This window comes from Paenibacillus swuensis, assembly GCF_001644605.1.
Lineage (GTDB): Bacteria > Bacillota > Bacilli > Paenibacillales > DY6 > Paenibacillus_N > Paenibacillus_N swuensis.
The window spans coordinates 4649743-4661966 of the sequence record NZ_CP011388.1 but is presented as its reverse complement, the minus strand read 5'-3'; the positions used below and the strand labels follow the sequence as shown (position 1 = coordinate 4661966).

14 protein-coding genes and 1 tRNA gene are annotated in these 12224 nt (G+C 44.6%); 10 read left to right on the top strand and 5 right to left on the bottom strand.

The genetic code is table 11. The annotated features are described in order from the left end of the window. Positions 1 to 46: 46 nt before the first annotated feature. The 3 genes from ytaF to SY83_RS21055 are packed head-to-tail and all read left to right on the top strand — an operon-like array spanning position 47 to position 1939. A complete protein-coding gene (gene ytaF, locus SY83_RS21065; RefSeq protein WP_197479916.1) occupies positions 47 to 724 on the top strand; it encodes a sporulation membrane protein YtaF in 678 nt (225 codons plus the stop codon). Between the two features lie 22 nt (positions 725 to 746). Further along, entirely contained in the window at positions 747 to 1346 is a 600-nt protein-coding gene (gene coaE, locus SY83_RS21060; RefSeq protein WP_068610117.1) for a dephospho-CoA kinase, read from the top strand. After that, the gene (locus tag SY83_RS21055; protein WP_068610115.1) at positions 1343 to 1939 is read left to right on the top strand and encodes a lytic transglycosylase domain-containing protein; all 597 of its coding nucleotides are present in this window, start codon (positions 1343 to 1345) and stop codon (positions 1937 to 1939) included. Before coaE ends, SY83_RS21055 begins: the two co-directional genes overlap by 4 nt. Positions 1940 to 2011: 72 nt before the next feature. On the opposite strand, the gene SY83_RS21050 is transcribed toward SY83_RS21055, so the two are convergent. Continuing rightward, positions 2012 to 2233, bottom strand: coding sequence for an alpha/beta-type small acid-soluble spore protein (locus SY83_RS21050; RefSeq protein ID WP_068610113.1), 222 nt, complete (start codon positions 2231 to 2233; stop codon positions 2012 to 2014). A 128-nt stretch (positions 2234 to 2361) separates the two neighbouring features. Here SY83_RS21050 and nrdR point away from each other — a divergent pair, with 128 nt between their 5' ends. Then, positions 2362 to 2832, top strand: a complete 471-nt coding sequence (gene nrdR / locus SY83_RS21045; protein WP_068611272.1) for a transcriptional regulator NrdR — start codon at positions 2362 to 2364, stop codon at positions 2830 to 2832. Positions 2833 to 3069: 237 nt separating this feature from the next. Beyond that, positions 3070 to 3798 (top strand): glycoside hydrolase family 73 protein, encoded by a 729-nt coding sequence (locus SY83_RS21040; protein ID WP_082882671.1) that lies wholly within the window; start codon positions 3070 to 3072, stop codon positions 3796 to 3798. A 69-nt stretch (positions 3799 to 3867) separates the two neighbouring features. Here SY83_RS21040 and SY83_RS21035 read toward each other — a convergent pair. Then, a tRNA-Ala gene (locus SY83_RS21035) sits at positions 3868 to 3941 on the bottom strand. 126 nt (positions 3942 to 4067) lie between these two features. Here SY83_RS21035 and SY83_RS21030 point away from each other — a divergent pair. Next, on the top strand, positions 4068 to 5750 hold the full coding sequence (locus SY83_RS21030; RefSeq protein WP_068610111.1) for a recombinase family protein: 1683 nt from the start codon (positions 4068 to 4070) through the stop codon (positions 5748 to 5750). Between the two features lie 2 nt (positions 5751 to 5752). Here SY83_RS21030 and SY83_RS21025 read toward each other — a convergent pair whose 3' ends face one another. After that, positions 5753 to 6952 carry a DUF418 domain-containing protein gene (locus SY83_RS21025; protein ID WP_068610109.1) on the bottom strand — a complete coding sequence of 400 codons (1200 nt, stop codon included), beginning with the start codon at positions 6950 to 6952 and terminating at the stop codon, positions 5753 to 5755. A gap of 131 nt (positions 6953 to 7083) precedes the next feature. After that, positions 7084 to 7674 carry a TetR/AcrR family transcriptional regulator gene (locus SY83_RS21020; protein ID WP_068610106.1) on the bottom strand — a complete coding sequence of 197 codons (591 nt, stop codon included), beginning with the start codon at positions 7672 to 7674 and terminating at the stop codon, positions 7084 to 7086. A 155-nt stretch (positions 7675 to 7829) separates the two neighbouring features. On the opposite strand from SY83_RS21020, the gene SY83_RS21015 reads away from it, so the two are divergent. From SY83_RS21015 to SY83_RS21005, 4 genes are all read left to right on the top strand, one after another. Then, positions 7830 to 9185 carry an FAD-binding oxidoreductase gene (locus SY83_RS21015; RefSeq protein WP_068610105.1) on the top strand — a complete coding sequence of 452 codons (1356 nt, stop codon included), beginning with the start codon at positions 7830 to 7832 and terminating at the stop codon, positions 9183 to 9185. A gap of 202 nt (positions 9186 to 9387) precedes the next feature. After that, the gene (locus SY83_RS23695; RefSeq protein WP_269453466.1) at positions 9388 to 9516 is read left to right on the top strand and encodes a hypothetical protein; all 129 of its coding nucleotides are present in this window, start codon (positions 9388 to 9390) and stop codon (positions 9514 to 9516) included. 34 nt (positions 9517 to 9550) lie between these two features. Then, a complete protein-coding gene (locus SY83_RS21010; RefSeq protein WP_407944640.1) occupies positions 9551 to 9754 on the top strand; it encodes a helix-turn-helix transcriptional regulator in 204 nt (67 codons plus the stop codon). A 120-nt stretch (positions 9755 to 9874) separates the two neighbouring features. Further along, a complete protein-coding gene (locus tag SY83_RS21005; protein ID WP_068611268.1) occupies positions 9875 to 10786 on the top strand; it encodes an NAD(P)-dependent alcohol dehydrogenase in 912 nt (303 codons plus the stop codon). A 55-nt stretch (positions 10787 to 10841) separates the two neighbouring features. Here SY83_RS21005 and SY83_RS21000 read toward each other — a convergent pair whose 3' ends face one another. Continuing rightward, positions 10842 to 12140, bottom strand: coding sequence for a hemolysin family protein (locus SY83_RS21000; protein ID WP_231891319.1), 1299 nt, complete (start codon positions 12138 to 12140; stop codon positions 10842 to 10844). Positions 12141 to 12224: the final 84 nt, after the last annotated feature.

Sequence of the window (12224 nt, the reverse complement as noted above, 5' to 3'; positions counted from 1 at the left end):
CATAGAATAGGAAGCACGAGTTGCCGTCACAAGAAAGGAGACTCACATGCTGTTCCCTATTCTATCGCTAGCTTTGCTTGCGCTTGCCGTCAGTATGGACGGATTCGGCGTGGGTGTCATGTACGGATTGCGGAAAATCCGTATCCCGTTATTGTCCATCATTATTATTTCCGTTTGCTCAGGACTTATTATTTTCATTTCCATGCAGGTCGGCGTGCTGGTTCTGCAGTGGATTACTCCCATGACCGCGGAAGTGGTCGGGGCTTCCATTTTATTGGGTTTAGGCGTCTGGTCTTTGATCCAAATGTCGATGCAAAAAACAGACGACATTCAGCCTGCCGCCGGTCCTCCCACACCCGCTGGTGATGTGGATGCTGAGAAGCAAACCGTCTTGCATGTGGAGCTCAAGAGACTTGGCATCATTATTCAGATTTTGCGGAAGCCCTCGGTAGCAGACATAGACCGATCCGGTAACATATCCGCTTCCGAAGCCACCTTACTTGGAATTGCCTTGTCGCTAGACGCCTTGGGAGCGGGAATTGGTGCTGCCTTGGTCGGCTTTCACCCTATAATTACTTCAGGGTTGATCGCACTGGCCAGCGGGACTTTCATTTACTGCGGATTGCGTGTGGGATTTATTTTCTCCGATGCCGCTTGGATTCGAAGAATTTCTTTCATCCCTGGATGCATATTAATACTCATGGGATTACTTAAATTGATGTGAACCTTAAGGAGCTGCTATAGAAATGAATATCGGTTTAACGGGCGGGATTTCAACGGGCAAAAGCACCGTCGCCGCCCTTCTGGCAGCTAGGGGCGCGCATATTATTGACGCGGACTTGATCGCCAGGGAAGTGGTTCTTCCCGGGAGTCCTGTGCTCCGTGAAGTCGCTGAACGCTTTGGTAACGAAATCTTGCTGCCTGACGGCAATTTGGACCGCAAGAAGCTTGGCGGGATTATCTTTGCTGATGCATTGGCAAGAAAGGATCTGGACGGGTTGTTGCATCCGCCGATTCGAGCACTGATGCGAACGAGGATGGCCGAGCAGGAGGCCGCCGAGCCGACACGATTGGTTGTGGTGGATGTTCCTTTGTTGTACGAATCCGGATTGGAATACATGTTCAATGAAGTTATGGTGGTCTATGTGCCGGAAGAAATTCAATTAGAGCGTCTCATACTTCGGGACAAGCTATCAAGGGAGCAGGCCGGGCAGAGAATAGCCTCGCAAATGCCGATTGAAGATAAGAAAGCGAAAGCGGACATTGTCATCGATAACAGCGAAAGCCTGCAAGAAACGGAGAAACAGCTAGAAGCGTTCTGGCAACGAAAGGGACTGACTTTATGAATACAGGCTCTGTCGTATGGAAAGCAGGTATTGGTGCGGCCTTGATTATTGCGGTTTGTGTGATGTGGATTCTTTTTGCAGGGACAAGCTGGCTGGATCGTTGGGTGTATCCCATTCATTATCGCGAAGATATCATAGTAAGCTCACAGAATTACAAGGTTGATCCTTACTTGATTGCCGCCATTATACGGGTGGAGAGTAATTACAAGACGGACACGAAGTCCTCCAAGGGCGCTGTGGGCATTATGCAGATTATGCCGGATACCGCCAATTGGATTATCCAGAAAGCGGATTACTCCAAGTATACGATTCACGAGTTGGACAACAGGGCCGATGTGAATATAGAGGTGGGGGCGTGGTATATCCGTTCGCTCTACGACCAGTTTGATTATAACAAAATAGCTGTCATCGCAGCTTATAATGCCGGACCCGGCAATGTTAAGAAATGGCTCAAGAGCGGCAACTGGGACGGCAGCCTGGAGCAGTTGGACGCGGTCCCTTTCGGTGAGACAAGGCACTATGTACAACGTGTCGTTTATTATTATAATAAATATAAGAAAATTTATTCGGAGCAGGAAGCCGAAGGCTTATAAGCGATCTTTTTCGTATATGTGAAAAAAGCCGAAAAACCGCTCACGCGGTTCTCCGACCTTAGTGCTGAGTAATTATTTATATTGTCCGGCCAATTGTTGTTGTGCGATTTCTACCAAGCGACGAGTAATGTGACCTCCGATCGCACCAGTATCGCGTGTTGCCATGTTACCGTAGTATCCGTCTGCTGGTACTTGGATACCTAATTCTTGAGCGATTTCGTATTTCAGTTGTTCCAGAGCTTGGTTCGCTTGTGGTACTACCAAATCGTTAGTTCTTGATGATCCTGATCCCATGTGTGTTCACCTCCTTTTCATATGGTAGTAGTATTATGTTCGATAAGCTTGGCTTACAATCAGGGAATGCATGGAAATCCGACGGGTCCATTCTAAATACTTTGAGCAAGGTGAAGGAGTTAACCTTTATGAAATGTCCTCATTGTGACAATGCAGGCACGAAAGTGCTGGATTCCCGTCCGGCGAACGATAACAAGTCCATTCGGCGCCGCAGGGAATGCGAGAAATGTCAGCGCCGCTTCACCACGTTCGAGACCGTTGAGGAAACGCCGCTTATTGTGATTAAGAAAGACGGAAGCCGTGAGGAATTTTCTCGGGACAAAATGCTGCGCGGATTAATCCGGGCCTGCGAAAAGCGTCCGGTTTCTGTCGAGAGACTGGAAGTCATCGTCTCGGAAGTCGAGAAGGATTTGCGTAACACGGCGCATGCCGAGATTGAAAGCAGAAGCATCGGGGAGCTGGTGATGGCTCAATTGTACCCGGTGGATGAAGTGGCTTATGTGCGCTTCGCTTCCGTATACAGACAGTTCAAGGATATCGATATGTTTATGAAGGAATTAACGAGTCTGCTTGGCAAAAATCCGATGGATTCGATGTAGGCGTCCGAAAGCTAGGCCTTTTTTCTTGGGTAATGTACCTGGGAAGAAAGGCTTTTTTGCTCATGTGCGCGATGATTAAATCTTGGTATGCTTTAAGAAAATCTTCATCGGCCAAAAAACGGCTATTGGCTAGGAGACAAACTACGGAGACTTCGTCCCATCCGGATGCATAAACTATCGTAAATCTTGTTTCCGCAGCAACATCGTTTAATGACCATCATGATGAGGAGGTGCCTTATGGCAACAAAGCAACAGGCTTTCATCGCGTTTGTAGGCCCGGTTGCCGTCCGGTTGCGTCTAGAGGGTTCACCCGTATTTCCATCCGTACGTGTAGCTCAAGCGTTACTGGAGACGGGAGCCACCATTCATAGCTGGAATAACCTTGTTGGTTTTAAAGCAGGCAGGGGCAAGCCGAATGCCTTCTGGGACGGTCGAACGATATCGACCAAGACCTGGGAAGTTTATAACGGAACCCGCGTAAATAATGTAACCGCTAATTGGCGTGTTTATGATACGATTGACGACGGATTTCGCGACCAGGATCTGTTGTTTCACAACTCGCGCTATTATCATGTGCGTACAGCCTCAACACCGGTAGAGCAAACGCAGGCATTGTACAGAGCCGGGTACGCCACAGACCCCGCATATCCGACCAAGTTGCAGAACTTGATAAGCGTGTATAATCTGTATCAATTCGATGAGGAGGTCATTCGCGTGCTGAATGAATTGAATAAGAAAATTGACGAGCTGACCGCTCGGGTGAAGGAATTGGAAGCTGCGCCGGATCTTGAGGTGCGTGTACAGGCTTTGGAGGGCAGGGAGGATATGCAGGAGGTGCCTTCTTGGGCTAAAGCCGCGGTGGATAAAGCGCTGAAAAGCAAGCTGATTACAACGGGCGCGGGAAGCTTTAGCTTTTATCGGTTGCTTGCGATTATGGACCGTAAGGGTCTGTTGGACGGGAAATAGCTGTGGGAAGCGCAGAATGAATGCATAAAAAAGACCTTCTTTATTAGAAGGTCTTTTTTATGTTAGTTATGGAGAATAGGGGGCTCGAACCCCTGACCTCTTCGCTGCCAGCGAAGCGCTCTCCCAGACTGAGCTAATTCCCCGTAATTCTGATCGACTTTATTAGTATACATATTGTTATTTGCAAATGCAACATAAATATAATTACATATATATTTAAAATTTGCTAGAATTATGGTAGTTATTATAACGTAATCGGAGGGTTTTATATGGAAGCGATAACACCCAAGAATGAATTAGTAAATAAGAGGGTTGCTTGTTTGTATAGAGTTTCTACAAGAGCACAACTTCTTGGTGATGATATGCCTATGCAAAAAAGGGCATGTAGAGATTTTGTTGATAAGCAAGGCTGGACTCTTGTTAAGGAATATACAGAAAAAGGAGTATCTGGATATAGAGTTTCAGTTAATAAAAGAGGAGAGCTTCAAAAAGCTAAATTAGATGCAGAGGACGGTCTATACGATATACTACTAGTATTTATGTTTGACAGGTTAGGACGAAGGGATGACGAAATGCCTATAATAATGAACTGGTTTAATGAAAAAGGTGTTGAACTTTGGTCAACTCAAGAAGGACAACAAAAATTTGATGATTACTCTGATAAGTTAAAGAACTATATACGGTTTTGGCAATCAAATGGTGAGAGTGAAAATACGTCTATTAGGGTAAGGGAGAATCACACCCAGATGGCTGAGGATGGATTGTTTAGAGGTGGCAGAGCAGCTTTCGGTTATAAACTAATTGAATCTGGTATCAAGAATAAAAAAGGTAAAGAATTAATGAAGCCCGTGATCAAACCTGATGAAGCTAAGATTATTGATGAAATATATACTTACGTTGATGAATATGGATTTGGCAGTAATAGAATAGCAAAATACATGAATAACGAAAGAGTGCCTTTTGTTGCAGCTCCTAATGGCGGACAATGGTCAGCTGGAGTGATTAATTTTATTCTTAGAAATCCTGTTTATAAAGGATATCCTACATATGGGAAACGAACCAGTGACATGGGTGTATTCAGTATGCAAAAACCGCAAGATTGGGTTGTGTCAAAAAAACAAATTATTGAATTAGTAATTATTCCTGAGAATAAATGGGATAGGGTTCAGCAGTCTAGAAGCAAAAGATCCCCAAATAAAAAAACTCAGAATAGTAATGATGAACCAAAGAAAATAACAAAGAGCCCTTTACTTTTTGTAGGTATGGCAAAGTGTGGTCATTGTGGTGCTCCATTAACAACAACATATAATCGTAAAACATACACATTGGTCGATGGGACAAAGAAAATATGGACATCTCCAAAATATAGGTGCAGCGGAAAAGCTAGTGGTAAAATATGCAATGGGCAAACCATATACTCACCTAACAAAATTGAAAAAATTGTCCTGGAAGAGCTTGATATTTTTTTAGATGAATTGAAACAAATTAACTTAAAAACAGAAATTGAATCATTCAACAAGAATAACATAGATGGTGATTCTCAAGAGTTAAGAAGGTTACAAAATGAAATTGAAAAGAAATACAAGGAATTATTCGCTCTCACATCCGAAGTGCCAAAATCAATTATGGGACAAAGTTCATTTAAAGCCGAACTACTAAATACCCTTATTGATCAAAAAAATAATGAAATAACAGAAGAAAGCAGTAAGCTATCAAATCTTCAAATAAAAGTAAAGGAAATGAAAGTAGAAGTTGATGAGATGGAGATGTTAAGAAAACATATCCCTGTCTGGAAAGAAGTCTATAAAAACTCTCCACTCGAAAAACAAAAGATGATGTTAGGGGTATTGATCAATAATATAGTCGTAACAAGGGATAGGGTTGAAGTAAATGTGAAATTGCATATTCAAGAAATCATAGGAAATGAGCAGGCTAATCCACTCACCAGTTAAATTCACCGTTCTTGTCTGTAGACGAGCCTTCTCAATAAAGCGTCTGCGGGGCCATTCCATCCACGTTCTTCCAACCAAACCGCAATGCCAACTCCGGACAACCAGATGATCACCGCAAGGACAAATGCGCCTGCGCTGCCTATCGTTCCTCCGAGCCCAAGGGCAACAGGGGATAGCAGGAGGACGAGCATCGTTTCCTGGTAAATGTAAAACGTCAATGATCGCTTCCCGACAGACGCCAGCCACCCGGTCATCTTTGGCACGGTGTGTCTCACCGCATCGCTAATGAGAGCAATCAGCGAAGTATATCCCAAACCTCCGGCTGCGCCGGTAATGATATGAAGGATAAAGAAGCAACTAACCCATCCGGAGGGCGGACTCCAGACGTTCGCACCGACTAGTGCATAGGGTAAGCCTCCAATTACAGAAATACCGATTCCACCGGCAGCCATACGCCTAAGCTGTACATGGTATTGTCGCGGGTTATCGAGCCAACGTTTTCGAGAGGACCAGATCCCGACAACGATAATCAGCACCATGGGATAGAGAAGTAAATTGAACAGAATAAATATCGGAAACGCCAAAGCGTGTTCTTCGGCGAGCTGAAGGTACGTGTGGGAAGCTGTCAGACCCAAGTCAAGCTCCTCTCCTGTCATTAGTGGGAAGAGCTGCATCCAAACGGTCGGGATCAGAATCAAATACAAGAGTCCGAGCACAAGGATGATGCGTAACTGCGTACGGCCATCTTTAAAGACCAGCCATCCGAAGAGGAGTCCGGCCACGCCATATGTAGCTAAAATGTCCGCTCCCCCGATGATAATGAGGTGTAAGAATCCAAATGCGATTAATAACAACGAACGACGTTGAAGCAAACGCTTCACTTGCTTTTCCGACATGCCCCGATCCATCTGTTTAGCTACCATAGTTGCAAGACCGTAACCAAATAATACGGCAAACATGGGATAAGCACGATTGTCCACGAACAGCAGACCGATCAAATTAACGATATTGTCCAGCGCATTCTCCCCAAGCGGTCGAGTCAACATAAAGTGCTCAGACGAAAACAAGTATACCGGCGCGTGTGCAATGATGATCAGCATCAGCATGAATCCTCGCCCTAAGTCTGGGGCAAGCGATCTTTCTACAACGGAAAGCCGGCTCGGTTTCGTCGACGGATTCGATTTCTCGTAGTTGCTCCTCACAGCAGATCTCCTCCCTAGCCCTCAAATTATTATTGATTAACTTAGTCAGTCAATAATATCTTATGGGTGGAACCGACTTTTGTCAACAAAAAAAGCCTCGTTGCCGAGACTGATTTATAATGCACAGGTTCTTATTCTTTAATGATCCTTAGGAGCATGCGAATAGTCCAATCTAGATGTTGATTCAGCCCGGCAGCATTTTCTGCAATCAGACCGGATAAAACCGTTAAATACAAGTTAACCAGCTTGTCAGGATCCTCTTCAACGATTTCACCCCGGCGTTGTCCTTCCGCAAATATGGGCACTAACAGCTGGACATACTTTTCGGCAGTACGCTGAATCAACTTTTGTGACTCTTGATCTAAGTTCGGATAGGTTAAGCAACTTTGAATGAGCCGAAACACCTCATGACTTCCCGCAGTAAGAGCAGATCGGGTGAAATGAGTTATTTTTTCTAAGGGAGCTGCGGACGAGGAGTGAATTTCTTCAATCATTTGCTCAGCACCATCCGTTGCCCACAGAAAACATTCGGTTAGTACTTCCTCCTTTGATTCGAAATAATGATATATAAGTCCATGGCTGAGTCCGGCAGCCTTAGCGATCATACTCATTTTGGTGCCCTCAATGCCGTATTCAGCGAAGACTTGTAAGGCTGCCCTTAAGATTTGATCTTTTCTTTCTTCGCGAATTTGTTCGGTTTGTTCTTTTTTGTATCGAGCCATGATTAGACCTCACGAATTTATTTAATGGAGGTAGTATAGCATATTATCCATAACTACTCATCCACTGGCCCAATCCCTGCACGGGTGCCCTACATAAGATAGATTGTGCTTTATATGGTCTATAGTGTAGTCACTACTTAAAGGGGTTGGGATATTTGAAATTATCAACGAAGCTTACCGGGCGAGTCATCTTTAAAGGAGATCCTGGTTATGAAGCAGCTCGTAAGAATTGGGATCCGCATACCGACAGATTTCCTAAAGTATTTGTTTTTGCTCAAAAAACGATCGATGTAGCGAATGCTATTAAATGGGCGCGCAAAAATAACGTACCCATCCGGCCACGAAGCGGAAGACATGCTCTGGAAACCAACCTTTCGCAAGTTAACGGAGGCCTGGTTATTGACGTTAGTGATCTGAAGAAAATTAAGTTAAATAAAAAATGCAGAACTGTTGTGGTGGGGACGGGAAATCGGGTAGGAAGAGTCGTAGATAAGTTGGCGCGCCAAGGCTTTATCGCTCCGTTTGGCGACAGTCCAACGGTTGGGATCGGCGGAATTACACCTGGCGGAGGGATCGGTCCGCTCCAAAGAACGACCGGGCTTATCAGCGACAACCTGATCGGTCTGGAGATGGTTGATGCTAAGGGAAGGGTCATCCGTGCCAGCAAAAAACGCAACTCCGATCTGTTGTGGGCCACCCGAGGCGGAGGCGGAGGCAATTTTGGGGTTTACACCAAATATAAATTCAAAGTGCTGCGGGCTCCAAACAAAGCTACCGTATTCAGCATTACCTGGCCATGGGAGCAATTCGAGAAAGTGGTGAAGAAATGGCAAGTATGGGCGCCTAACGCCAGTACGAAATTGGGCAGCGAGTTAAGTGTCGGTCCCAAAAAAGGCGGAAACGTCAGCATGCTGGGGCTGTATCTCGGATCGAAAACAGAAGCACTGCGCCAATTAGAACCTATTCTAAGCGTCGGGACGCCTACTAAAAAAACGATCCTGTATCTGCCATACATTAAAGCTACGAAGTTTCTGTTAGCCCCCGATCCCATTTTACCCCAAAAGTTCAGCAACCAGTTCTCCAGCGGATTTGGCATGCGTCCATTCCCGGATCAAGCTTATAAAGCGATGCGCGAGTTTCTGGAAAAAGCGGAGGGAGGAACGCCGGCAGGCTTCTTCTTCCTGAACTGGGGTGGTGCCATTAAACGGATCGCACCTAAAGCGACTGCTTTCTTCTGGCGTAACCCGAAATTCTATGTAGAATGGAACTCATCATGGGTTAAGCCGTCTCATGCAGCGAGAAATATTGCCTTAACCCGGAACACAAGGAAGAAGCTGCAATCTTATATCGTAGGTTCCTATATCAACGTTCCAGACCAAGGCATTAAAAACTCCGGACCTGTCTATTACGGATCAAACTACGCAAGATTACGGAAAATTAAAGCTAAGTATGATCCGCAGAATGTGTTTAACAATCCTCAAAGTATTCCCCCGGCTCGCGGCAAAAAATAATATAGAAATATCCATCCTTCGGGATGGTTATTTTTTTGCAGTAAACACTATTCAAATGTAAAATATATTTGACATGATGTATGTTGTCATATACTATTAGCTTAAATTACTTTACTTTTAGAAAAAAAGCATTATGTTTCGTTATTTTGCACAATATGCACATTTGGATTTTATAGTAAGAGCCACAAGGAATTCGCATTACGTGTTTGTAATTGGCTTTGTTCTTGCTATGGCGGCTTTGCTTATGGACTTATCCCCTTCCTTGATGTTCATGATGTTGTTTCTCTCAGGATTTGTGTCCAAGATTATCGGCGTTACTACGCAACTGTAACTTTATCGGAGAGGAGTCTAAGGTGGATAAATTAATGATCAGCAATAACATACGCAGATTACGTTTTGACCATAATGAAATGACCCAACAGCAGCTGGCTGATCATGTGGGCGTAACACGACAAACGATAGTAGCTATTGAAAAAAGAAAGTATTCACCTTCCCTCGAGTTGGCATTCCGTATTTCCTTGGCCTTCAATTTATCGATTACCGAGGTTTTCTTTATAGAACCCCAATAAGCCGTTGTAAGCAGTAACGATAAGTTTCACACATTGCCCGCGAAACTCCTTCATATATAAGAAAGTACCTGAACGGTCGAACTTTAATCATTCCCAAAATGGAGGAAGCTCATGAAGCTTATGAAAGCAGTCCTGTGCGAGAGTTACGGAACACCTGATGTACTAAGGTTTAGCGAGGTAGCACAACCGGTTCCTAAGGACCATGAGGTGCTGGTAAAGATTCATGCCACAACGGTAACATCCGGGGACTGCAGAATTCGCGGTTTCCAGAGTCCACTCTTGTTCTGGATCCCGATGCGACTCGTCTTAGGGATCAGAAAACCAAGAAACCCTATACTCGGAGTGGAGTTATCAGGAGAAATAGTCTCGACAGGCACAGCTGTGAAGCGATTTAAGAAGGGGGATCAAGTGTTTGCTCTGACTGGGATGCGGTGCGGGGGTTATGCGGAGTATACTTGTATTCCTGAAAACGGACGTATTGCGCTAAAACCGGTCAATGCATCCTATGAAGAGGCAACAACCATTCCTTTTGGAGGGACTACGGCATTACACTTCTTTAGAAAAGGGAATATCGGGAACGGGCATAAAGTGCTTATCTACGGGGCTTCCGGAGCTGTAGGTACATCCGCGGTTCAACTTGCCAAATATTACGGGGCGGAAGTTACGGCGGTCTGCAGTGGCGCTAATTTCGAATTAGTAAAATCTTTGGGGGCTGATTCCGTTATTGATTACACGAAAGAGGATTTTACTCGAAACGGAAATCTTTACGATATCATCTTTGACGCTGTCGGAAAAATCACGAAAGCGAACTGCAAGAGGGCGTTATCGCCGAACGGCAAATACTTGACTGTAGACGGGCAAGGGATTGCCAAGGAACGAACCGAAGATTTAATATTTCTGAAAGAGCTTGTGGAACAGGGAAAGATTCGAGCGGTCATTGACCGGCACTACCGCCTTGAGGAAGTGCCTGAAGCTCATCGATATGTGGATAAAGGACACAAAAAAGGCTGTGTGGTCATCCAGGTCCCGTGAATCACAGCGTTGAAATAAAGAAACCGCCAACATGTATTGGCGGTTTCTTCATGTTTTATGATTCCAACGAGGGTTCCAAAACCGGCTTCTCATCCAGTTTCCTCAGGCGAACCCGGGATATGCGCAGATTGTCGGTTTCTTCAATCGTGAATTGATATTCTTTGTTATAAGTTACTGTTTTCCCTTTATCGGGGGGAAGTTCTACATGAGAATACACCCAACCGCCAATCGTATCGTAATCTTCGGTATCGATATCAAATCCAAAGTGATCGTTAACGACATCAATCAATAGCAAGCCGTCAATGGAATAAGTGTTATCGGTTTTAATTTCAATACTCGGTCGTTCTTCATCGAATTCATCCTGAATTTCGCCTACGATTTCTTCGATAATATCTTCCACCGTAACCAGTCCCGAAGTCCCGCCATATTCATCAATCAGTATCGTCATTTGTGTCTTCTTCTTCTGCATAAGCTTCAGAAGCTCGCTGATCTGCATCGTTTCAGGCACTTTGGTGATGGGCCTAATGATGGTGCGAATATCTTCAATATCGTTGTATTTCAACAAATCCTTGATATGGATAAAACCAATAATACTGTCTTTATCCGTCTCGCATACCGGATAACGGGTATGCATTTCTTCCAAGGCAAGCTCGCGGTGTTGTTCGTAAGAATTATTCAGATACAAACATACCAGTTCAGTCCTGGGAATCATAACTTCTCGCGCGGTTGTTTCAGCAAAGTTAAATATATTATTGACAAGCTTCATTTCATTATTATCAATGAAACCACTCTTGTTACTTTCTTTCATCAGTATGCGAATTTCTTCTTCCGTATGGGCTTGTTCATGCTCCGCGGTAGGTTCAATCCCGGAAAGCCTTAACATCCAATTGGATATTCCGTTTAACATCCAGATGAACGGAAACATGATCTTGTACATTAGAACCATGGGACCGGCTGATAACATCGAAACATCCTCAGCTTTACGAATCGCATAAGTTTTGGGGAATTGTTCGCCAAGTGTGATATGGAAGATGGTAATCACGATAAACCCGACTAGAAAGGATGCCGTATGCAACAGCACATCACTAAGTCCAAGCTTACTGAACAGAGGTTCCAGCATACTTGAAACCGCGGGTTCACCCACCCAGCCTAATCCCAGCGAGGCAAGCGTAATTCCCAATTGGCAAGCGGATAAATAAGCATCCAGATTATTCAGAATCTTCTGAGTATATTTGGCATTCCGGTTTCCCTCATCCGCAAGGGCGTCAATCCGGCTGCTTCTGACCTTAACAAGTGCAAATTCGGCAGCAACGAAGAATGCATTTAATAACACAAGAATGAGTACAACAGACAAGCTTAACCAAATGGGTAATGGATCACTCAACAATAATTCCTATCCAAGCCCGAGGACCAGATAGGTACACCTCCTTTAAGTTGT